This window comes from Providencia rettgeri, from assembly GCF_041075285.1.
GTDB lineage: Bacteria > Pseudomonadota > Gammaproteobacteria > Enterobacterales > Enterobacteriaceae > Providencia > Providencia rettgeri_G.
On sequence record NZ_CP163512.1, the window covers coordinates 2,793,590 to 2,815,048 of the forward strand.

The window sequence follows — 21,459 nt, forward strand, 5'->3', positions numbered from 1 at the left end:
ATTACCGAAAGGTAAACTGAAAAATCGTCAAATATCACAATGAAATAGAATTTATAGTATTATAGCGCCGAAAATGTGACTTTTAATGTTACAACTGTGTATATCTATAAACAATTCGGATAAAAAGCCATTAAATTAATTTATAGTCAGTAAAAATTGTCTGTAATAACAGCAGATAGCTCTTAGAATATATTTTTATTTAAGGTGAGGATACGCGAATTTATCCGCCTATTTTTGGTTCTAGATGCTAAAAAGAGCCGATTTTGACTTTCCAATTGTACTTTAGTTCACAGTAAAATAACAATTAGGCGCAAAACTATCATTAAAGATAGCTTAACAGACAAAATACTTACTGATACTAAGTATTCGTTATACAATTTATTTTTACTTATCCGATTCACTTAAAAGCTACGCATGGAACGAGAAATGTCAAACTTCGATTTTCAGAAAGTAGGTAAAGAAGTTCTCCATATCGAACACGAAGGCTTAAAAAACCTAGAACAATATATTAATGCTGACTTTGACCGTGCTTGCCAATTGATTTTTGGCTGTGAAGGCAAAGTTGTCGTGATGGGAATGGGAAAATCTGGGCACATCGGCCGTAAAATTGCTGCAACATTAGCGAGTACAGGTACCCCCTCCTTTTTTGTTCACCCTGGCGAAGCCAGCCATGGGGATTTGGGAATGATCACCCATAAAGATGTGGTACTCGCCATTTCAAACTCTGGGGAATCAGGGGAAATTTTAGCACTACTACCTGTATTGAAACGAATTAAGGTTCCCTTAATCTGTATGACTAACAACCCTGACAGTAATATGGGAAAATATGCAGATGTACACTTATGCATTAAAGTGCCAAAGGAAGCCTGTCCATTAGGGCTCGCACCAACCTCAAGTACTACTGCAACCTTAGTGATGGGAGATGCCTTAGCTATCGCATTATTGACTGCTCGTGGGTTTACAGCGGACGATTTCGCCCTTTCTCACCCAGGCGGCGCACTTGGGCGCAAACTTCTCCTTTTAGTTCGTGATTTAATGAATACGGGTGACGATATTCCCCATATTCCTAAAAGCGCGTCTTTGCGGGAAGCCTTAGTCGAAATTACGCGTAAAAAATTAGGGATGACGGTGATTTGTGACGATGACATGAATATTGAGGGTATTTTTACGGATGGTGACTTGCGCCGTATCTTTGATATGGGTATTGACCTAAATAATGCCAAAATTGCGGATCTTATGACCCCAGGTGGCATTCGCGTTTCGCCAAGTATGCTCGCCGTTGAGGCCCTCAATTTAATGCAATCAAAACACGTGACTTCATTATTAGTCGCACAAGGCAATAAATTAGTGGGTGTTTTACACATGCACGACCTGCTGCAAGCAGGTGTTGTATAATATAAGGAACGACCATGGATCCTCAAAGCTTGGATACCTGCTATGGGCCAGTTGTGACATCTGTTATTGAAAAAGCGGCCAAAATTAAGTTATTGATTTGTGATGTTGATGGCGTGATGTCTGATGGTTTGGTGTATATGGGGAATAATGGCGAAGAGCTCAAAGCCTTTAATGTACGTGATGGGTATGGCATTCGCTGCCTATTAACTTCCGGTATTGAAGTCGCCATTATTACAGGCAGAAAAGCCAAACTCCTTGAAGATAGAGCACAAACCTTAGGCATTACATATCTTTACCAAGGCCAAAGCGATAAGCTTTTGGCGTATCGTGAACTGTTAGATACACTACAGCTAGCAGAAAACGAAGTCGCTTATATTGGTGACGACCTTATTGACTGGCCAGTTATGGCGCGAGTTGGGTTATCTGTCGCGGTTGCGGATGCCCATCCTCTGCTGTTACCGAAAGCCAACTATGTAACGCGCATCGGTGGTGGTAAAGGTGCAGTACGTGAACTTTGTGACCTGATCCTTCTTTCTCAAGGTAAATTGGAAGAAGCGAAAGGCTTATCGATATAACGAATAGATTGAATTCATGAGCAATGCGAAAAAGTGGTTAATCATTATTTTATCCTTGATTGTATTAGGACTTATCGGCTGGAATTTAGCGGGTAATGACGATACCAACGCACAGGAGAAAGTAATCAATGATGGGCAACCTAATTATCAAACTGATGATTCAGTGACTTACGTCTATAACCCAACAGGAAATCTAGCGTATAAACTTGTTTCAGATAAAATTGATAATTATACCGAAGGGAAAATTACGTGGTTTTCGAACCCCGTATTAACCACTTATAACGAGGCAGGTGTGCCAACATGGACAGTCAAAGCCTTCAAAGCAAGACTCACAAACGACAGAGTACTTTATCTGTACAGTGATGTGGAAGTCGATAGCTTAACAAAAGAATCACAGATCCAACGAATTACAACTGAAAGTGCAGTTGTCAATTTGACAACACAAGACGTTTCATCAGACGATAAAGTGACCATTATTGGACATGGACTTAATTCTACTGGATTGAAAATGAAGGGAAACCTTCGTACAAGAACCGCAGAATTAATCGAAGATGTAAAAACTCATTATGTGTTACAACCAGAAGAGCATCAAAATGAATCAAGTAACTAAGAAGCGTTTTATTCAAGGAGCGGTTGCCAGTGCAATTTTGGCTCTTAGCCTCCCTGCGATGGCATTAAAAAGTGACACCCAACAACCCATGACGATTAACTCGGTTAAGCAATCACTTGATTTAGAAAAGAACGTCACCACATTTACTGATGATGTCATCATTAAACAAGGCTCAATTGACATTCGTGCTAACAAAGTGGTTGTAACACGCCCAAGCAGCGACTCCGATAAAATCGTGATCGAGGCATTTGGCAACCCAGTGACATTTTATCAATTACAAGATGACGGCAAGCCAATCAAAGGTCATGCCAATAAAGCACGCTATGAAGTTGATAAACAACTGGTTACTTTAACGGGCGGTGCGTATTTAGAGCAGCTCGACAGTAATATTAAAGGCGATAAAATCACTTATGTGGTTCCAACACAACAAATGGAAGCCTTTAGTGATAAAGGCAAGCGAGTGACCACCGTGATTTTGCCGGCGCAATTGCAAGAAAAAGGCCCTGCAGCAACCAATTCATCAGCAACTACGGGTAAGAGTAAATAATCGTTATGGCGACACTAACCGCAGAGAATCTGGCTAAATCCTATAAAAAACGCAAGGTCGTTGAAGATGTCAGCCTTGAGGTTAAATCAGGCGAAATTGTTGGCCTACTAGGACCGAATGGTGCCGGGAAAACCACCACCTTTTATATGGTTGTGGGTATTGTTCAGCGGGATGCGGGCAAAATTTTAATTGATGGTGAAGATATTAGCTTACTGCCACTGCATGAACGTGCACGCCGTGGTATTGGTTATCTTCCCCAAGAGGCCTCTATTTTCCGTCGCCTTAGCGTTTATGATAACCTGATGGCAGTGTTAGAAATCCGCGAAGACTTAACATCACAGCAACGCAAAGAACGTGCTGAAGAGCTAATGGAAGAGTTTAGCATTACGCATCTTCGCGACAGTATGGGGCAATCCCTTTCCGGTGGTGAACGTCGCCGCGTTGAGATTGCAAGAGCGCTCGCCGCTAATCCTAAATTTATTTTGTTAGATGAGCCTTTCGCAGGTGTTGACCCCATTTCCGTATTGGATATTAAAAAAATTATCCAACATTTACGTGATTATGGGCTAGGTGTTTTGATTACTGACCATAATGTCCGTGAAACGTTAGATGTGTGCGAAAGAGCCTATATAGTGAGCCAAGGCCACTTGATTGCCCACGGCACACCAGCGATGATCTTGGAAAATGAACAAGTAAAACGTGTATATTTAGGTGAAGGTTTCCGGTTATAAGCCGTCGTGTCCTGTTTGGTTGTTAGGGAGATAAAACACGTTCATGAAGCAAAGTTTGCAGCTCAGAGTCAGTCAACAACTTGCAATGACCCCTCAATTGCAGCAGGCAATCCGTCTGTTGCAGCTTTCTACACTTGAGCTTCAACAAGAAATCCAACTTGCATTGGAAACTAACCCGCTTCTTGAACAAGAAGAGTTAAGTTCTGAAACTGACTCGATTGACTCTCTTGAATCTACTGACAGCAGTGAATTTGACACTAAAGATGCCTTAGAAAACAATGAAATGCCTGAAGAGCTCCCCTTAGATGCTGATTGGGACGAAATCTATACAGCAGGGACACCGTCAGGCACCAGCAACGATTATAGCTTCGATGAACTGCCTGTTTATCAAGGTGAAACGACGCAAACACTGCAAGATTACCTGACATGGCAATCCGATTTAACGCCATTTACGGATACTGACCGTGCGATTGCTACCGCAATTATTGATTCCATAGATGATTCCGGCTATCTCACCACATCAATCTCTGATATACATGAAGGAATTGATAATCCTGACATTAGTTTAGAAGAAGTTATTGCAGTACTAAAACGCATTCAACACTTTGATCCGCTTGGTGTTGCTGCGCAGGATTTAAAAGAGTGTTTATTAATTCAGCTTTCACTCTACCCAAAAGAAACTGACGGACTAAAGGAAGCAAAGTTAATCATTAGCGACCATATTGATTTACTTGCTAATCGTGATTTTAGGCAACTCAGCAAATTGACGCGTTTAAAAGAAGATGCACTGAAAACAGCTATCGATTTGATTTTAACTTTAAATCCTAAACCGGGTCAGTCTATCAACACAAGCGAATCGGAATATGTTATTCCCGATGTTTTGGTGAAAAAGATAGCGGGGCACTGGCAAGTTGAGCTAAATACAGATAGCATTCCTAAACTAAGTATTAACAATCATTATGCTTCAATGGCAAATAGTTCAGCTAGCGATGATGATACGCAATACATTCGCAGCCATCTGCAAGATGCAAAGTGGTTGATTAAAAGCTTAGAAAGCCGCCATGAAACGCTATTAAAAGTGGCGACCTGTATTGTTGAACAGCAACAAGAGTTCTTTGAGCTGGGAGAGGAACACATGAAACCGATGATATTGGCGGATATCGCCTATCAAGTGGACATGCATGAATCCACCATCTCACGAGTGACAACTCAAAAGTTTCTCCATAGCCCTAGAGGCATTTTTGAGTTGAAGTATTTTTTCTCCAGCCATGTAAGCACGGACACAGGTGGTGAAGCCTCCTCTACCGCAATTCGGGCCTTGGTGAAAAAACTGGTTGCTGCGGAAAACCCCGCAAAACCATTGAGTGACAGTAAATTGACGAGTATGCTGGCAGAACAAGGCATTCAAGTGGCTCGTCGTACTGTTGCTAAGTATCGTGAATCGTTATCTATTCCGCCCTCAAACCAGCGCAAAAAACTGGTTTAATTGATAAAATAAGGAAGGTTGTATGGAATTTCAGATTACTGGACACAATATTGAAGTTACTCCAGCACTACGTGAAACTGTTGAGAAAAAGCTCAGTAAATTAGAGCAACTGTTTGATCGTATTAACAGTATTCAAGTCGTCCTGAAAGTTGAAAAAGTTCAGCAAATTGCTGAAGCAACCGTGCAAGTTAATGGAGCGGATCTCCATGCATCAGCGGAAGAAAACGACATGTATGCTGCTATCGACATACTGGTAGACAAACTGTCGCGCCAATTAACCAAGCATAAAGAAAAACTGAGACAACACTAATACATTGATGTGGCTTATTCGTTAGCCAATAAATGTTTCAAACCAGATGGTGGCATACATCATCTGGTTTTGTAGTCCTAAGTGAACAATAAAATGAATAGTGATATAGAAATCCAATTAAACGACGTTTTATCATTAGCCTGTACACGTAATAATATTGTGTGCACCAGTAAAAAAAGAGCCCTAGAAATTATTAGTGAGCTGGCTGCCGTTGAATTGGAATTACCTGAAAATACAGTATTTGAAGCGTTATTAACCAGAGAAAAAGTGGGCACCACGGGTATTGGTGGTGGGATTGCAATCCCTCATGGCAAACTGAATGAAGGCGAAAGTTCCCGCGCTGTCGGTGTATTTTTGCATTTAGAAGAGCCAATCGCGTTTGATGCCATTGATAATCAACCAGTTGACCTGCTTTTCGCATTACTTGTGCCATCTGACCAATGTAAAACGCACTTACACACGCTATCGCTTATCGCCAAAAAGCTAGCCGATAAAACATTCTGTAAGCGTCTGCGCTGCGCACAAAGTGATGATGAGCTATATAGTATTATTACTGAGTAAGTGATAATTTATGTGTTTTGCTACAGACTGATGATATTGTTATAGTTTCTATCATTAGAAATAACAAAATACAGCTTATTAAGAAATACATCATTAGGAAACGAAAGGGAGTAAGCTCATGGTGCTGATGATTGTCAGCGGCCGTTCCGGTTCGGGGAAATCCGTTGCCTTACGTGCGCTGGAAGATATGGGTTTCTATTGCGTGGATAACCTGCCAGTTGTGTTACTGCCAGAGTTAGCCAATTCATTGGCTGATCGTAATATTTCAGCAGCGGTGAGCATCGACGTGCGTAATATGCCCGATAATCCAGAAGTGTTTGAAGAAGCGATTGATAAATTACCCGCTAGCTTCTCTCCGCAGTTGTTGTTTCTGGATGCAGATCGCAACACCTTGATCCGTCGTTACAGTGATACTCGCAGGTTACACCCACTTTCAAGCAAGAATCTTTCTCTTGAAAGCGCGATTGACGAAGAAAATGAGCTTCTTGAGCCGCTGCGCTCACGGGCAGACTTGGTCATTGATACGTCAGAAATGTCTGTCCATGAATTAGCGGAAATGCTTAGAACACGTTTAATGGGTAAACGTGAACGCGAACTCACCATGGTATTTGAATCTTTCGGTTTTAAGCATGGTATCCCTATTGATGCTGACTATGTTTTTGATGTGCGTTTTTTACCTAACCCACACTGGGATCCAAAATTACGCCCGATGACGGGGCTTGATCGCCCTGTTGCAGCATTCTTGGATAGGCACACTGAGGTTCATAACTTTATCTACCAAACGCGTAGCTATTTAGAGTTATGGCTACCGATGTTAGAAACCAACAACCGCAGTTATTTGACAGTGGCGATTGGCTGTACGGGGGGGAAACACCGTTCCGTCTATGTTGCCGAACAACTTGCGGATTACTTTCGTTCCCGTGGCAAAAACGTGCAATCACGCCATAGAACGCTAGAAAAACGCAAGTAGCCAGTAAATGACCGTCAAAGCAACCATAACGCTCAAGAATCGCCTCGGTATGCATGCAAGACCGGCAATGTTACTTTATGATTTAGTTCAACAATTTAACTCTAAGGTTATTTTGCGGAATAATAGCCAAATTGAGGCAGAGGCCGATAGCGTTATTGCAATGTTGATGTTAGACTCGGAACAAGGCAGTAAAATTGATATTGAGGTTAGTGGCACTGATGAAAATCAGGCATTAGCCGCCATTGTTAACCTATTCGACAGTGGATTTGACGAGCTAGATGAGCTTAGCGAAGATTAAATAAGCTTGTTTCAGCCTAACAACAAAAATATCAATATGCGTATTTTTACAAAGGTAGGCTTGGAGATCGTGATCCTGATCTCTTCCCTTTAAAGCGCATAGCGCCTAATATTTTAATCAAAATTTATTTATAGCGACACCCCCTACCTTCTGGGGGGGGGGTGTTTGCTTTGTACGTCTCTATTGGAGTGTGGTATGACAAAGCCAACAATTATTATCAATGATTTAGATGCTGAACGCTTAGATGCACTGATGGAACAGCCGGCTTACGCAGGTACCCCTGTTGCTGAAGCGCTCAATGATGAACTTGACCGTGCAGACATTCTTAGTCCACAAGAAATTCCTGCTGACGTGGTCACCATGAACAGTACAGTTCGCTTTTTAGATTTGATCAGCAACGAAGAGCGTACACGTACACTCGTTTATCCTGCTTCGCTAAAAGATAGTGCAGAACAGTTATCTGTTATGGCGCCTATCGGTGCTGCACTATTAGGTCTGCATATCGGCGATGAAATTAGCTGGGAATTGCCAAACGGTGTGCAAACACGAGTTCGCGTCCTTGAAATCATCTATCAGCCAGAAGCGGCTGGCGAATTTCACCGTTAATATCGACTTGCTGAATTAAGGATGGCTTAGCGAAAAAAGTTTTCTTAAGAAACTCAGTCAAGTCCTCTGGCATATTCAGGCACTCAATGAGTGCCTGAGGTTGTTGACAAAGCGGGATAAAAGCGTGGTTTTTCCCACTTTGTGTTATCAGGCGAAAATCAATAAATTGATTTTCCTTGTTTATTTTCAAAACCTATCCAACCTGCCGCCAAACATGTTATGTTTGTCAGCAGTCTGAGGCACTCAATGAGTGCCTTTTTCTATTTTAATTGCTTATAATGATATAAGTTAACGTTTTTTCGTCATATTAATCAACCTATTGTGTTCCCATTGGTGAAAAAGTTTATCCAATAAAAACAGTTTGATTACCTTTATGGTTAACACTCCTCCCCAAATAGCGCTAACCCAAATAGGCCAATGGCGTTCCGGTGTATAAAAATAATTAGCAGTATAAAGTATTGCGCATACAATAATCGCTATTATTATATTTTTCAGTAGCTTTGTTTCATCCTTTACCCGCTTTTTAACCTCTTTTATCCGATTATCCAGCTCAACGCTTTCAGGTAAAGGCGTAGATGTCAGCTCAGACACACTCACATTAAACACCGATGCTAATGCACTCAGTGTTTCTAAACTGGGTATCTCATTGTTCTCAATGCGTTGGATGGTCCTTGTACTGAGCGATGATAGCTGAGCAAGTTGCTCCTGAGACCAAGCTCTTTCTAGCCTCAACTGCTTAATCTTATTTTCCATAATAACCTACCTTAAAAATTAAATAAGTCGTAGGGGCTGTTTATCTTTGATGGTCAATTTTTATTCGGATTAAAGCCATTTAGGTAAGGCGAGAGGTTCGCCGCCGAATGAACCGGGCAGGAGCCTCTCAACGCAGCATTAAATGAGTGAAGCGTGCTTTAATCAAACCCGTAGGGCAGCGTTTAAGGACAATAGTTGATTAAAATCGTCTTCAGTTAGCACGACGGATATATTTAGCTATTTTGGGGGTGTTTCTTAACCTTTATTAGCGGTAAAAATCAGCAGCAAAGATAAACAGCCCCTAGGGTATGGCTACACTATCAACCTAGCACAATGATGACCACGACAGCATGACGTCATAATGACGACACCGCAGTGACAATGATAAAACCTATTTTATAGAATAAGAAAAAACACCCAATAACCAATGTATTAGGCGCTTTATTTCACACAATGACGAAGAATAAAAGGGCTACTCTCCCGCAATACTCATTTCAGGGATCAACACTGAGCCACACTGAATGTTACTGCGAGTTTCGATATCATCTGCAATTGTCACCATATTTGCCCACATATCTTTTAAGTTACCAGCGATGGTTATTTCGCTCACTGGGTATTGGATTTCGCCATTTTCAACCCAAAAACCGGAAGCACCACGCGAATAGTCGCCAGTAATACCACTCACGCCTTGGCCCATTAATTCAGTAACCACTAGACCAGTTCCCATTTGTTTGAGTAATGCATCGAAAGAAAGACCTTGCCCTGCAATACGCCAGTTATGAATGCCCCCTGCGTGCCCAGTGCTTTGTAAGCCCAGTTTTCTTGCGGAATAGCTGGTCATTAACCATGTTTGCAAAACGCCATTTTCGACGATATTTCGCTCACAAGTGCGTACACCTTCGCTATCAAATGGTGAAGACGCTAAGCCTCCGATTAAGTGGGGCTGCTCATTAATCGTTAACCAGCTAGGCAAAATTTGTTTACCGAGACTGTCTAATAAGAATGATGATTTACGGTAAATACTGCTGCCGCTGATCGCCCCAACAAGGTGACCAAATAACCCTGTCGCCACTTCTGAGGCAAAAATCACTGGCGCTTTCATGGTTGGTAGTTTTCTTGGCGATAAACGCGCTAACGTGCGACGTGCACATTCTTGACCAACCCACTCTGGGGATTGCAACGCAGCCACACTGCGACCAATGGTGTAAGCATAATCACGTTCCATATCGCCATTATGTTCTGCAATGACGCAACTCGACATAGAATAGCGGCTTGAACAGTAGCTTTGCAGCATGCCGTGGGAATTACCAAACACACGCACGCCATAATGACCATTAAAACTACCGCCTTCGGTATTCACGATGCGTGGATCTGCGTTTAGCGCTGACATTTCAGCTGTAGACGCAAAGCGGATCGCTTCTTCAGGGGAGAGCTCCGTCCCTTGGAATAAATTAAGATCAGGCGCCTCAAAAGCCAATAGCGATTTATCCGCAGGCCCGGCACACGGATCTTCAGAGGTGTAATTGGCAATATCGATAGCGGCTTGAACCGTGCGCTCAATGGCTTCAGGGCTCAAATCCGTTGATGATGCACTCCCTTTACGCTGTTGATGGTACACCGTGATCCCAAGTGCGCCGTCACTATTAAACTCCACATTTTCAACTTCGCCTTGGCGAGTGCTAACGCTGATCCCTGTACTTTTATTCACCGCAACTTCAGCGGCATCACAACGTGATTTTGCAAATTCTAGTGCGTGCGCAACGGCATCTTCGAGTTTTTGACGTTGTTCTGTGACTTGTTCGATTACACTCATGCATTCAATCCAATAATGTGGGGAAATGTTTTTCTGCCCTAACATGCAAATGCTAGGTAGTCATCAAGGGCTTTTCCCAGTTACAATAGATAATAATCAAATGGTAACACTCACAACGCAGTAAATCATATTAATTACGCGTAATTTCACTACTGTGTTAAGTAAAAAGGAAAATCGATATGGCCAAACAGCCTGATGACTGGCTGGATGACATCCCAGCGCCGCAAGATGAAGACGATGAGGAGATCATTTGGGTCAGCAAAAGCGAAATTAAACGCGATGCTGAGATCCTCAAAAAACTGGGGGCTGAACTCGTTGATTTAAGTAAAAGCGAGCTAGAACGTATTCCATTAGACACTCAATTACTGGAGGCTATTGAGCTTGCTCAGAAAATCAAGCGTGAAGGTCGCCGTCGGCAGTTACAGCTTATCGGTAAATTATTGCGTTCACGTGAAGTGGAACCGATTACCGAAGCCCTTGATAAACTAAAAAATCGTCATAACCAACAAGTCGTGATCCTGCATAAATTAGAAGATTTACGCACCCGCTTACTTGAAGGGGGTGATGACGTGATTGAAGAAGTGGTTGCCTTGTTCCCAACCACAGACAGGCAACAGCTACGCGCCCTTGTGCGCAATGCGAAAAAAGAGCGTGAAAGTAATAAACCACCAAAAGCCTATCGTCAAATATTCCAATATTTGAAAGACCAATCTGAAATTGCCTAATCTTTTCCCCTACGCCTATTTTTCGGCTAGGGGAAAATCCTAAAAAGTATCCCCGCCATTGATAGCCTGCTTAAAGGGGCGTACTATTCCTCTGTTAGTCATACTCTGACCCGTATTATCGCGGCTGCTGACCACGATAAATCATGAGGAAGATATGAATAATACTCGAAATAGAGCATGGCGTAGAGCCCAAGCTCGTACCAATAAATCACGTGATCAGCTGAATGCTCGTTTTGTCGACCACTATACACCAGAAAAAAACTGGAAACAGATGTATGGACGCAGTAAAAAGATGATCCGCGCAGCCCAACTCGGCATGGCCTACCCGCAAGTGAGCAGTGCCAAACTGGTGCGTAACAGCTTGGATGAGATACAAGAAACAGGTGAATATTTTATTCATTTGCAGTAAAAATCAATGGCGTAGCCCAACCGCTGAACAGATCTGGCGCAATCATGAAAGCTGGGTCACCCGTTCAGCGGGAACAAGCCGTCATGCCAAACGCCCCATCAATGCCGAGTTAATCCGTTGGGCTGATGTTATTTTTGTGATGGAACAAAAACACAAAAACCGTCTTAAGGCTGATTACTCTCGGCTACTTGAGCACAAACCTCTGCACGTTCTCGATATTCCCGATAATTTTCAATATATGGATCCCGATTTAATTAAAATCTTACAAGATACCGTACCCAGCTATCTGTGTTAATCGGGTGAGTTTTTACTATGATTGCCAAATATTGCAGCGCGCTACCAATATCAAATCAATTAAAATAGTAAATTAAACCAATAGGATAGTAGCTAAAAATGAAGAAATGGTTATCCTCACTTTTTGGTCAGAAACAATCTGCGTATCCATGTGTATGGGATATCAACAAGACCTCGGTTTATCAACATCTGCTTCCATGGCAAGAGCAACTTTCGCCATTACCCGAGTCTCTGTCAGAACTTCCTGACGCCCCAAATGCTGATGATAACCAAATTCGCTGGGCAAATGGAGCGGAAGATGGTGTATTAGGGCATCACGGCGTTGGTAACAGCGAAACCGATGTCCATCAACTCTATTCGCTATTAAAAACCGCGGTTGAAAAAGGCGATAAACCCTCAGTCACTCAATTTTATCAATATGCACTTCAAAATACGCCGATTTGTTATATTGATGAACTCATTGAGCTTATCGTCAAAAGACAAGATTTGCCTGCTACTAAATTAGCAGAATTTACTGACTGGCTATTACACAATAGCCCGGATAAAAATATCGTAAAACTGGCTATTGCCTTTAGTGTTTTTTTCCCTAGCCACGAACGGCTAAATACGCTGTATTGCCTTGCTGCACACGATGAATTTACGCTTTATGCCATCTTTCCTATACATGCCATGATTGAATCTCCTGAGGAATATGAAGCAATGTGGCTAAAAATGGCCAAACGTGTTGAAGGCTGGGGGCGAGTGCAACTTATCGAACGTCTACCCGAACAACTAAGTAAAGAAACGCAGCAATGGATACTCTCTGACGGTTATATGAATCAAGTTATGATTGAATATACTGCTTGGCAATGTGCAACTTATTGTCATCTTGCAGATGAACTTGACTCATTGAGTAATATAAAATTGCTAACAGCAGCGACGCATATCCTTCAAGCGCTGATCAATGGTGGTCCTGCCCGCGATATCCATGACTATGAAGATGCGCCCCGCTGTTGTTTAACTTATTTACGACAAATAGAAAAACAGGGTTATTCATTAGAGTATTATTTTGCTGTTCAAGGGATCCTTGAATTTTTCCAAGAAAATAATGATGGGTATGAGGAGAGTGCTGACATTATTTCATTAGCACAACAGATTTTAGATAACCCAACTTGGGATAGCTTAATCAGCGATGGCCTAAACAGCGATGATAATTCAATTTTTCGCCAAGCAACTTATGTCGCAACGTCGCGTAAGCAAGACGTTTTTTCATACCTCTATGAAAAACAATGTGCTCACCCAGAAAGCAATCTGTGGTATGAGTTAATGCAAACCGATGATGTTGAAAACGTTAAACAGGTGGTCGCACTAGCGGAAGAACAATTTACTTTAGCTGAAATTGCCACGGGCCCTCGTGATGACTTAGGCATTGGCCCTAACTATCAACCACACGGTCAACTGGATTTGATTCTGCAAGAACTGCATCGCTTTCCAGGTACTGGCTTCTCGCTTATTCAATGTGCATTACAAAGCCCCGTTGTACGTAACCGTAATATGGCATTAAACGCACTATTCAGTTGGGAACGTGCCACATGGCCTACTCATTTAGAAGCATTTCTAATTAATTGCTACGATGTTGAGCCAAATAAAGAGATTAAACAACGATTTGATTCATTATTAAAAGGCTTACCCGTTGATAACAACTAATGAGATAAGTAGGGCAGACACTGACCGCTCCGCCCTGCTTTTTATTCGCTAAATTGGTGTTTAATAACATCCAATAACGTGGGAAATGTGGTATAGCCTTCTCTGTCAAGAAAATGGCCTGCATTTTCCTCAACCATAACCTGAGTTTTTAGTGCTTCCGCCAACGCTTTTGATGATTGTGGTGAGACAATCTCATCATTACTCGATATGATTGAAATACGCTTGTCAGCAATCTTAATCAATGAGGTATAGTTGATCGGGGTCAGGGTATGACTACGCAGTTCAGGCAATGTCTGTTGTTCTTCATCAAAGCCAGAAACTAAAATATACCCGTTAACGACTTGCGCTTTATTTTGCAAAAAGCGCAGTGCAGTGACACAACCAAGGCTATGACCAATCAGAATGGTCGCTTCATCAATGTCAAACGGAAGGTTTTGCAAGCGCTGCTGCCATTTTTCTGGATCCGGGGATAAAGCGTCTGGCATTTCTGGCACATTCACTTGTGCGCCGAGGGCTTCAAGTTGACTTTGTAACCAAGGGAACCAATTTTTTGCAGGAGATGCTGTATAGCCATGAATAATAACAAATTTTTTATTTTGCAGTGGCAGTGACGCCGAAATGGAGTTGCTCATTTTAGAATTCCTATCAACTCAGTTGTTATGCTTAGACTTTACCATGAGTGCTAGGGGCTGTTTATCTTTGATGGTAAATTAGTTAGAGCTTTTTGTTATATCTAACGCAAAAATAAACTCTTCTTCCCACATGTCTTGAGCATCGTTCATCACATCAATGACATCGGCAAATTCGATGCGTTGTTCTGCATTCATATGAGCAAAAATAATCGTGACAGGAAGTTCAATGCCTGCGGAAACCATATCCCACAAGGCATCAAGGTTATGACCGAACCAATCTGGAAGCGAAAATTGCGCCGCAAACTGATGATAAAAATCATCCAATGTATGTATTTGCCGAAAATCAAAGATCACTCGTTGGCTCATCACTATAGGTCCTTTAATTAACTTGTTTAAAGCTCTTATAATGGTCGTGGGTGACAAATATCATCCCATCCGATGAGTATAGCAAACGATCGGCCCCACGGTGCCCACAACGATAGTTGATATCCGCTTCAAACCATTGGCGATTTTCAGCGATAGGCAGTGATTTTTCACGATTAGAAAAACGATCGCCACCAATTGCACGCCCCGGTAAGACATCACAAAGATTGCCTTTTTTAGCATCCCAACCAGCTTGTCTCGCCTCTTTTTTGGTCAGATAAAACGCGGGAAGCTTTTGATATTTTTGTATATAGCTGACAACATTTTGCTGTTCAGTTAGTTGATCAATGGGTTTTGGCTGATTATTTTCTCGGGAAGTGACTTGCTCAGATGTTGTCACTGATTTATCTGTCTGTGATGTGTTTTGAACATCACCACCACGAAAATACAGGCTCAACACGATCAAAATAGCCATCAACACCAGTGATATGACTCTTTTATTCATTTAGTACCTTCATCATGACAATAACGGCAACCTTTACTTACATAAACGTTGCCGTTTGACTTGCTAGAGTGTGGCATATTACGAAGTTATGCCGTACCGCCCACCGTCATTTTGTCCAATTTCAACGTTGGCTGACCGACACCCACAGGCACGCTTTGGCCTTCTTTGCCGCATACTCCGACACCTTTGTCTAACGCAAGGTCATTACCCACCATGGAAATTTGCTGCATCGCCTCAACACCAGAACCAATCAGTGTAGCTCCTTTCACTGGTGATGTAATTTTTCCATTTTCAATTAAATAGGCTTCAGAGGTTGAAAATACAAATTTACCTGAGGTGATATCAACCTGGCCACCACCAAAGTTCGGTGCATAAATCCCTTTGTCGACACTCGCAATGATTTCTTCTGGTGTTGAAGAGCCCGCCAGCATATAAGTGTTGGTCATGCGCGGCATTGGCAAATGCGCATAGGACTCACGACGTGCATTACCTGTAGGCGAAACCCCCATCAGGCGTGCATTCAGTTTATCTTGAATATAATTGCGCAAAATACCATTTTCTATTAGGACGTTATATTGCCCCGGTACACCTTCATCATCAATCGCCAGGGAGCCTCGACGCCCCACAATCGTGCCATCATCCACGACAGTACACAATGGAGAAGCCACCTGCTCCCCCACTTGCCCTGAGAATACGGATGTGCCACGGCGGTTAAAGTCACCTTCAAGGCCATGCCCCACTGCTTCGTGTAACAACACTCCCGGCCAGCCGGCACCTAATACAACAGGCATCATTCCTGCGGGTGCGGCAATGGCAGATAAATTGACTAATGCCATACGCACAGCTTCGCGGGCATATTGCTCAGCGACGATTTGGCCTTGATGAATTTCTAAGAAATATTCATAGCCATAACGCCCCCCACCCCCACTAGCACCGCGTTCGCGTTTGCCATCATGTTCCACTAATACGCTAACCGAAAGCCGTACTAATGGGCGAATATCTGCCGCCAATGTGCCATCTGTAGCAGCAACCAGCACCTGCTCATAGACGCCCGTTAAACTGGCATTGACCTCAATGACTCGCGGATCTTCGGCGCGCGCTACTTGGTCGACACGATGCAATAAGTCAATTTTCTGTTCGCGAGACAGACTCTGTAATGGATCTACCACGGAATACAATTTTTTGTATTCAACATTACTTAAAACTTGTGATTGACCAGAACCTTGCTCATTCACAATGCTTCGCGCTGCGGTTGCGCTTTGTATCAGCGCTTGCAGTGAAATTTGATCCGCATAGGCGAAACCGGTTTTTTCACCACTTACCGCTCTTACACCAACACCTTGGTCAATATTGTAAGAACCATCTTTAATGATCCTATCTTCAAGCACCCAAGATTCATGGAAACTTGATTGAAAAAATAGATCCGCATAATCCAGACGACGCTCAGATAATAACCCCAGAATGTCATACAGATTTTCTTGCTCAAGGCGATTGGCGGCCAGCAAATGTTCGCTGACAGAAGCTAAACTCATATTCGTTACTCTTTGGTTGTGTCTTTTTTGATCAGAGAGGTCAATTGCGGCCTGAAGCGGTTGTGTTTTACCACCCGGATTTGCTCACGCATGACACTCAAGCTGTCTGTTTTGATATTCAATACGGTTGATGCCACAGCATCTACGTTCTTTTTCATCACTTTACCCCAACCATCAACGGCAAGGCTATGACCCCATGTGCGGCGGGTTCCGTGTACACCAACCTGAGCAGGTGCCAAAATATAGCATTGGTTTTCAATGGCACGGGCACGCAATAAAGGTTCCCAATGCGCCTGACCGGTATATCGGGTAAATGCAGCAGGTACAGAGATAATTTCTGCGCCTTGTTCCCGTAGCGCTTGGAATAAGCCCGGGAAACGTAAATCATAACAAATCGTCATACCTAAGCGACCCACAGGCGTATCCACCACGGTGATATGCTCACCACGTTGATAAATCACCGATTCGTTATAATTCCCTTGTTCGTCTTCGATATTCACATCAAACATATGAATTTTATCGTAACGAGCTTTGATATTTCCTTCGGAATCAAATAATAAGCTACTGCTTGTGATACGTTCAGGATCTTCACGGCTGATCATCGGCATCGACCCTACTAGGATCCACACATTATAACGTTTTGCCATGGCGCGAATAGCGTCCTGTAATGGGCCTTTCCCTTGGACTTCCGCTTGTTTACGGTAAGTCGCCGCGTCTGCAAAGAGCAATGCATTTTCAGGTGTCAAAACTAACTGAACAGTCTCTGGCAACTGTTTGATTTGTTGCTCGATTTGCGCCAAATTGTGCTTAGTATTATTTCCGCTACATAACTGCAAAAGTGCAACGTTACCATTTTTCATTACTCTTGAGTCTCCTTTAGTTGGCGTAATACTTCATCAATTTTTGGCTCGTCCAAGCTACCTGTTACACGATAACGAATAACAGAAACTTTACTCCATAATGGACCAAGCACTTTGGTCGCTGCGAATACCGCAGCGCCAGCAAATGGGTTAACCACAAACGCGGTTGCTACCCCTACTGTAGCAGAAATTTCAGGGGTGATGACCGCTTCTAAATTAATTTGACGCTTAACAAGGTCAACGTCACCATTTAAAGCTATATCCGCAACCAAACCGTCTACAACCGTGTTTTTTGATGTCATCACACCATGGTGAATGGTTGCGTCTCCTTTAATAGAATCAAAGTCGAAATCGTTGTTAAATGTATCGCGAAAATCAAACTGTAACTTACGCAATAAAGCATCGAAACTAACTAATCGCAGGATCTGCCCCGCACGTCCACCGCCCATTTTTGCAATCGCCCCTTTGCCGAGTTTCGCCGAAAGTTTACCGTTTAATGTGGCAATGTCTGGTGACCATGGGAGATTGGCCCAGTCTAAATTAAACTCAATCGTATAGGGTGACTCAATAATTGGCACTAACATGCCGAAATACGCCGCGCTTTCATCGAAAGCTTCACCTGTTAAGGAACCTGCGATTTCAGTTTTATTGCTATTACCACTGTGCCAAATAGCATCCAATTTTAACTGCATAGCGCTATTATTTAATGTGCCATTTGTCAGTTGCAACGCATTCCCCTGTGGAATGATATTAGCGGTAATTTCACCTAACTTTTGCCCTGCGACCCAACACTCTTTGCAGGTGACATTCAATTGTGGCCATTGGCTAAAGTCGACATTCTCAGAACTTGTTGCGCTTTCTTCTATTGAGCTTGGGTTGTAATACAGGTAATCAATCACGACTTTCCAAGGCTGCTTAGCCAAAATTTGCAGTGATCCGGTTAAGTTTTCACTATCAACACTCACTACTTGGTCATCATGTTGTAAATCATACGAAAAGTTTAAATTCTTCCAATACTGCCCAGCGAGGTAAATGGAGGCCAGTTTGACTTCAAGTGTGTCAGGAAGGCGAATGTTGACGCCCCCTTGGCGACTATTTGATGAAACCAGTAACCCAGCTAATTTATCCCAACCAGTTGTTTTAATTGCAGGGAGATCGACGACGATCGCTGCATTTTTCGGTAATTCAGGAGCTTTATTTTTCCATGGTGCAACATGCGCTTTGATTAACCTTAACGGTTTATTGCTTAAGTTCCACTGCGTATTAAAGCCAAACTGTTTACCGATATCACCAGCAATAATCAGTTGCTCAGTATCACCTTTCGCTTGAACGTTAATTTGCCCTAATTCCGTCAACAATTGGCTATTTAGCGCTGGTAGCTGGCTTTTTAGCTGTTTAAGACCTGCGGTAACATCAATTTGCAAACCAACTTTGTCTTTTGCTAGCTCCGGTAAATTAATCGTGATATGACTTTGCCAATCACTGGTACCCGAAATTTTCTGTTTAATGCTTTCAGGGAGCATTGCCAATTTATTCAGCGCCCAATTTCCAGCAATATTCACATCAACCTGATAATCTTTAGGGCGAGTTAATGTTGTGAAATCCACCGAAATTGGCTGACCAAACCACTGTCCTTGTAGCTTATCACCTGTTAAATCGCCATTATTAAAGTTAAAACTGCCCGTTAATGACGAAATTGTGCTATCAATTGGTCGAATAAATAAATCATTTTTATTCAGGTTAACCTTGCCTTTTGCAACAACATCTTTCACTTCACTCAGTGGGATAGACAAACTGAGCTGGCCATTTACTGTGCCGCCAATTTGTAACTCTTCCAACGTATCACCAATAGAGTGTTTCATCGGTGTGTGTACAAAATATTGCTGAATTTGCTTTCCTGTACCATGAATATCCGCATCGATATACAGCATTTCATCATTGTAATCACGGATAATCGCATCAAGGTTGGTTGCCGTTGCATCTGCTAATTTGACTGTTGGCGCATGCATGTACAGACCTGCTCGCCTAAAATCTAAATCCATATCTAAATTGAGCAAAGCGGGCCATTCGCTGTCATATTCGAAAGTTGCCTCTCGCAGCGGCACATACACTTGGAATTGGCCATCATTATGGTCATATGGGAAATTGGCTGGATCACCTTTGTATACCAACGTAGCATTGTCCACTTTCCCAGCAATAATCGCTTTTGTTAGGTAATCAGCAACATCTTGCCCCATTAACTTTTGTGGGAAATAGCGCCATGCATCCCCCGCATTATCCAGCCGGATCCCAGATAAAATAGCCAGATCCGCATAGCCGCCTTTTTTAGCTTTGGCATAACGAAATTCACCGTTCGCCCATAGTGATGTGGCCTGCACATCTAGGGATGGGCTCCAAAGCTTAAATTCACTGTCATTATCCACCCAATACAGTTGCCCTTTTGCACTGGAGATATTAAAAGGCGCTTTAAATTCATCACGATAATCGACTTCACTGTCTTGCAGGTTAAACGATATTCCACCACTTTGCATTCCCCCTGCCAAAACACCAGAAAAATGATCTACCGAAGGAAGCTCCTTCCATTTTTTCCAACTAACATCTTGCCAATCTAGGCTAATTTGCAGAGATTCCGGTCTATTTTGTGTGACATCCAGTGCAAACTCACTTACCACTCCTGTCGGTTGGCGATGCTGCCAATCTTGCACCATGTCCGGCGTTAAAAATGAAAACGTCGGTAGAACCTCACTTAAGCGCTCAAGTTCGATATTTTTTGCTCGCACCCGCCAATGGTCATTATCTTGATATTTTTTTGAAGCGGGTAAATAGAGCACCGACACGCTACCTTGCGGCCAAATAAATTCATTGGTTTTTAATGTATCAAGCTCAGGGATATTAAATAGCCAACCATTTCCCTGCCTTTTCATTCGTAGCAATAAATCATTCACTTGCAAGTTCTGGGCTAACTCCCCCGAACCCCAGTTCGCCTCCCCCTGACGTAGCTGAATCAACCCACTATCAATACGCTTGTCTTTTAGACTGATCCATGAGGACAGGCTAAAATTCGCATCTCGCAATGATGTGTTATCTCGCAACCAACGGCTTAACCATGGTTGCATATCGATATTGTCAGCTTGAAGGTAGAAAATACCGTCACTCAGTACGCCTTTTTTATCTGACACATCTAGCTTAACTTGCAAATAACCATGTTGTTTATTGATGGTTTCAAGACTAACAAAGCCTTGTGCACGATGACGATCGTTTTCATTGAGCCAAGAAAGCTCAGGCAGGATCAGTGTGGTTTTTTGCTCTGAGGGCGTTAAGAAAGTCAGTTGACTATCTTTTAAGGTAAAGTGGTCAAACTGGCGCAAAAACAAATCTTCAATACCATCTAATGACTCACCTTCACCGGAGCCTTCAAATGAAAATGGGATTTTGTAATCGACATTGAGCTGGTAGAAAGTCAGGTCGCGAAAGCGCCAGCGCAGGGAAAGAAGTGAGTTCCAGATATCCAGTTCAAGGTGAATTTGCTTGGCAGTTACGTCCGTTGTTTCACTTTGCAAAGTGACATCGGATAATGTCAGAACTGGGCCAAAATAGCGCCATGCCCCTTCCATTTCGCTGAACTGAAGCGAAACATCGGCCTTTTTTTCAATATAAGCTATAAGATCAGGACGATAGCTATCAATATTTGGTAAAAGGAAACGCAGCCCTGTCAGCACCAGCGCGCACAGCAATAAAATAACCGCAGTGGTCACCAGTACTACACGTGGCAGTCGTTTCACTCACTTCTCCTTCAAG

General features: G+C 42.7%; 23 protein-coding genes. 15 read left to right on the forward strand and 8 right to left on the reverse strand.

Going from position 1 to position 21,459, the window contains the following annotated elements; all coding sequences use genetic code 11:
- Positions 1–426 precede the first annotated feature (426 nt).
- From kdsD to rnk, 11 genes are all read left to right on the forward strand, one after another.
- Complete coding sequence (gene kdsD, locus AB6N04_RS12695; protein WP_369308671.1) at positions 427–1,395, forward strand: arabinose-5-phosphate isomerase KdsD; 969 nt, start codon at positions 427–429, stop codon at positions 1,393–1,395.
- Between the two features lie 14 nt (positions 1,396–1,409).
- On the forward strand, positions 1,410–1,970 hold the full coding sequence (gene kdsC, locus AB6N04_RS12700) for a 3-deoxy-manno-octulosonate-8-phosphatase KdsC (protein ID WP_369308672.1): 561 nt from the start codon (positions 1,410–1,412) through the stop codon (positions 1,968–1,970).
- Positions 1,971–1,986: 16 nt separating this feature from the next.
- Positions 1,987–2,580, forward strand: coding sequence for an LPS export ABC transporter periplasmic protein LptC (lptC, locus tag AB6N04_RS12705; protein WP_369308673.1), 594 nt, complete (start codon positions 1,987–1,989; stop codon positions 2,578–2,580).
- Positions 2,564–3,127 carry a lipopolysaccharide ABC transporter substrate-binding protein LptA gene (gene lptA, locus AB6N04_RS12710; protein ID WP_225818524.1) on the forward strand — a complete coding sequence of 188 codons (564 nt, stop codon included), beginning with the start codon at positions 2,564–2,566 and terminating at the stop codon, positions 3,125–3,127. The genes lptC and lptA overlap by 17 nt, the downstream gene beginning before the upstream one ends.
- Positions 3,128–3,132: 5 nt before the next feature.
- Positions 3,133–3,858 carry an LPS export ABC transporter ATP-binding protein gene (lptB, locus tag AB6N04_RS12715; RefSeq protein WP_369308674.1) on the forward strand — a complete coding sequence of 242 codons (726 nt, stop codon included), beginning with the start codon at positions 3,133–3,135 and terminating at the stop codon, positions 3,856–3,858.
- Positions 3,859–3,901: 43 nt separating this feature from the next.
- The gene (rpoN, locus tag AB6N04_RS12720; protein WP_369308675.1) at positions 3,902–5,344 is read left to right on the forward strand and encodes an RNA polymerase factor sigma-54; all 1,443 of its coding nucleotides are present in this window, start codon (positions 3,902–3,904) and stop codon (positions 5,342–5,344) included.
- A 22-nt stretch (positions 5,345–5,366) separates the two neighbouring features.
- Positions 5,367–5,654, forward strand: a complete 288-nt coding sequence (gene hpf, locus AB6N04_RS12725) for a ribosome hibernation promoting factor (protein ID WP_369308676.1) — start codon at positions 5,367–5,369, stop codon at positions 5,652–5,654.
- A gap of 93 nt (positions 5,655–5,747) precedes the next feature.
- Positions 5,748–6,215 carry a PTS IIA-like nitrogen regulatory protein PtsN gene (gene ptsN, locus AB6N04_RS12730; protein ID WP_369308677.1) on the forward strand — a complete coding sequence of 156 codons (468 nt, stop codon included), beginning with the start codon at positions 5,748–5,750 and terminating at the stop codon, positions 6,213–6,215.
- A 118-nt stretch (positions 6,216–6,333) separates the two neighbouring features.
- A complete protein-coding gene (rapZ, locus tag AB6N04_RS12735) occupies positions 6,334–7,185 on the forward strand; it encodes an RNase adapter RapZ (RefSeq protein ID WP_206083546.1) in 852 nt (283 codons plus the stop codon).
- Between the two features lie 7 nt (positions 7,186–7,192).
- Positions 7,193–7,483 (forward strand): PTS phosphocarrier protein NPr, encoded by a 291-nt coding sequence (gene npr, locus AB6N04_RS12740; protein WP_369308678.1) that lies wholly within the window; start codon positions 7,193–7,195, stop codon positions 7,481–7,483.
- A 195-nt stretch (positions 7,484–7,678) separates the two neighbouring features.
- Positions 7,679–8,089 carry a nucleoside diphosphate kinase regulator gene (gene rnk / locus AB6N04_RS12745; protein ID WP_369308679.1) on the forward strand — a complete coding sequence of 137 codons (411 nt, stop codon included), beginning with the start codon at positions 7,679–7,681 and terminating at the stop codon, positions 8,087–8,089.
- Positions 8,090–8,377: 288 nt separating this feature from the next.
- Here rnk and AB6N04_RS12750 read toward each other — a convergent pair whose 3' ends face one another.
- Both AB6N04_RS12750 and pmbA read right to left on the reverse strand, forming a co-directional pair.
- Complete coding sequence (locus AB6N04_RS12750; protein WP_369308680.1) at positions 8,378–8,842, reverse strand: helix-turn-helix domain-containing protein; 465 nt, start codon at positions 8,840–8,842, stop codon at positions 8,378–8,380.
- Positions 8,843–9,314: 472 nt separating this feature from the next.
- Complete coding sequence (gene pmbA, locus AB6N04_RS12755) at positions 9,315–10,655, reverse strand: metalloprotease PmbA (RefSeq protein ID WP_369308681.1); 1,341 nt, start codon at positions 10,653–10,655, stop codon at positions 9,315–9,317.
- A gap of 179 nt (positions 10,656–10,834) precedes the next feature.
- Between pmbA and yjgA the strand changes: the two genes are divergently transcribed.
- The 4 genes from yjgA (at position 10,835) to AB6N04_RS12775 (ending at position 13,769) form a co-directional block, all read left to right on the forward strand.
- Entirely contained in the window at positions 10,835–11,380 is a 546-nt protein-coding gene (yjgA, locus tag AB6N04_RS12760) for a ribosome biogenesis factor YjgA (RefSeq protein ID WP_369308682.1), read from the forward strand.
- A 154-nt stretch (positions 11,381–11,534) separates the two neighbouring features.
- Positions 11,535–11,789: a hypothetical protein gene (locus AB6N04_RS12765; protein ID WP_369308683.1), complete on the forward strand. Its 255-nt coding sequence runs from the start codon at positions 11,535–11,537 to the stop codon at positions 11,787–11,789.
- A complete protein-coding gene (locus tag AB6N04_RS12770; protein ID WP_369308684.1) occupies positions 11,764–12,084 on the forward strand; it encodes a low molecular weight protein tyrosine phosphatase family protein in 321 nt (106 codons plus the stop codon). Before AB6N04_RS12765 ends, AB6N04_RS12770 begins: the two co-directional genes overlap by 26 nt.
- 98 nt (positions 12,085–12,182) lie before the next feature.
- On the forward strand, positions 12,183–13,769 hold the full coding sequence (locus AB6N04_RS12775; protein WP_369308685.1) for a hypothetical protein: 1,587 nt from the start codon (positions 12,183–12,185) through the stop codon (positions 13,767–13,769).
- Positions 13,770–13,810: 41 nt separating this feature from the next.
- Here the strand turns inward: AB6N04_RS12775 and AB6N04_RS12780 are convergent, their stop codons facing one another.
- From AB6N04_RS12780 to yhdP, 6 genes are all read right to left on the reverse strand, one after another.
- Positions 13,811–14,401: an RBBP9/YdeN family alpha/beta hydrolase gene (locus tag AB6N04_RS12780; RefSeq protein WP_369308686.1), complete on the reverse strand. Its 591-nt coding sequence runs from the start codon at positions 14,399–14,401 to the stop codon at positions 13,811–13,813.
- Between the two features lie 78 nt (positions 14,402–14,479).
- Positions 14,480–14,767, reverse strand: coding sequence for a barstar family protein (locus tag AB6N04_RS12785; RefSeq protein WP_369312106.1), 288 nt, complete (start codon positions 14,765–14,767; stop codon positions 14,480–14,482).
- A gap of 13 nt (positions 14,768–14,780) precedes the next feature.
- The gene (locus tag AB6N04_RS12790) at positions 14,781–15,269 is read right to left on the reverse strand and encodes a ribonuclease domain-containing protein (protein WP_369308687.1); all 489 of its coding nucleotides are present in this window, start codon (positions 15,267–15,269) and stop codon (positions 14,781–14,783) included.
- An 86-nt stretch (positions 15,270–15,355) separates the two neighbouring features.
- Complete coding sequence (tldD, locus tag AB6N04_RS12795) at positions 15,356–16,801, reverse strand: metalloprotease TldD (RefSeq protein ID WP_369308688.1); 1,446 nt, start codon at positions 16,799–16,801, stop codon at positions 15,356–15,358.
- Between the two features lie 5 nt (positions 16,802–16,806).
- Positions 16,807–17,661, reverse strand: a complete 855-nt coding sequence (nit1, locus tag AB6N04_RS12800) for a deaminated glutathione amidase (RefSeq protein ID WP_369308689.1) — start codon at positions 17,659–17,661, stop codon at positions 16,807–16,809.
- On the reverse strand, positions 17,661–21,443 hold the full coding sequence (gene yhdP, locus AB6N04_RS12805) for an AsmA2 domain-containing protein YhdP (protein ID WP_369308690.1): 3,783 nt from the start codon (positions 21,441–21,443) through the stop codon (positions 17,661–17,663). The genes nit1 and yhdP overlap by 1 nt, the downstream gene beginning before the upstream one ends.
- Positions 21,444–21,459: the final 16 nt, after the last annotated feature.

Excerpts from the sequence above, each read along its gene's own strand:
- kdsD (WP_369308671.1), top strand. The coding sequence starts at position 427 with ATGTCAAACTTCGATTTTCAGAAAGTAGGTAAAGAAGTTCTCCATATC.
- kdsC (WP_369308672.1), top strand. The coding sequence starts at position 1,410 with ATGGATCCTCAAAGCTTGGATACCTGCTATGGGCCAGTTGTGACATCT.
- lptC (WP_369308673.1), top strand. The coding sequence starts at position 1,987 with ATGAGCAATGCGAAAAAGTGGTTAATCATTATTTTATCCTTGATTGTA.
- lptA (WP_225818524.1), top strand. The coding sequence starts at position 2,564 with ATGAATCAAGTAACTAAGAAGCGTTTTATTCAAGGAGCGGTTGCCAGT.
- lptB (WP_369308674.1), top strand. The coding sequence starts at position 3,133 with ATGGCGACACTAACCGCAGAGAATCTGGCTAAATCCTATAAAAAACGC.
- rpoN (WP_369308675.1), top strand. The coding sequence starts at position 3,902 with ATGAAGCAAAGTTTGCAGCTCAGAGTCAGTCAACAACTTGCAATGACC.
- hpf (WP_369308676.1), top strand. The coding sequence starts at position 5,367 with ATGGAATTTCAGATTACTGGACACAATATTGAAGTTACTCCAGCACTA.
- ptsN (WP_369308677.1), top strand. The coding sequence starts at position 5,748 with ATGAATAGTGATATAGAAATCCAATTAAACGACGTTTTATCATTAGCC.
- rapZ (WP_206083546.1), top strand. The coding sequence starts at position 6,334 with ATGGTGCTGATGATTGTCAGCGGCCGTTCCGGTTCGGGGAAATCCGTT.
- npr (WP_369308678.1), top strand. The coding sequence starts at position 7,193 with ATGACCGTCAAAGCAACCATAACGCTCAAGAATCGCCTCGGTATGCAT.
- rnk (WP_369308679.1), top strand. The coding sequence starts at position 7,679 with ATGACAAAGCCAACAATTATTATCAATGATTTAGATGCTGAACGCTTA.
- AB6N04_RS12750 (WP_369308680.1), bottom strand. The coding sequence starts at position 8,842 with ATGGAAAATAAGATTAAGCAGTTGAGGCTAGAAAGAGCTTGGTCTCAG.
- pmbA (WP_369308681.1), bottom strand. The coding sequence starts at position 10,655 with ATGAGTGTAATCGAACAAGTCACAGAACAACGTCAAAAACTCGAAGAT.
- yjgA (WP_369308682.1), top strand. The coding sequence starts at position 10,835 with ATGGCCAAACAGCCTGATGACTGGCTGGATGACATCCCAGCGCCGCAA.
- AB6N04_RS12765 (WP_369308683.1), top strand. The coding sequence starts at position 11,535 with ATGAATAATACTCGAAATAGAGCATGGCGTAGAGCCCAAGCTCGTACC.
- AB6N04_RS12775 (WP_369308685.1), top strand. The coding sequence starts at position 12,183 with ATGAAGAAATGGTTATCCTCACTTTTTGGTCAGAAACAATCTGCGTAT.
- AB6N04_RS12780 (WP_369308686.1), bottom strand. The coding sequence starts at position 14,401 with ATGAGCAACTCCATTTCGGCGTCACTGCCACTGCAAAATAAAAAATTT.
- AB6N04_RS12785 (WP_369312106.1), bottom strand. The coding sequence starts at position 14,767 with ATGAGCCAACGAGTGATCTTTGATTTTCGGCAAATACATACATTGGAT.
- AB6N04_RS12790 (WP_369308687.1), bottom strand. The coding sequence starts at position 15,269 with ATGAATAAAAGAGTCATATCACTGGTGTTGATGGCTATTTTGATCGTG.
- tldD (WP_369308688.1), bottom strand. The coding sequence starts at position 16,801 with ATGAGTTTAGCTTCTGTCAGCGAACATTTGCTGGCCGCCAATCGCCTT.
- nit1 (WP_369308689.1), bottom strand. The coding sequence starts at position 17,661 with ATGAAAAATGGTAACGTTGCACTTTTGCAGTTATGTAGCGGAAATAAT.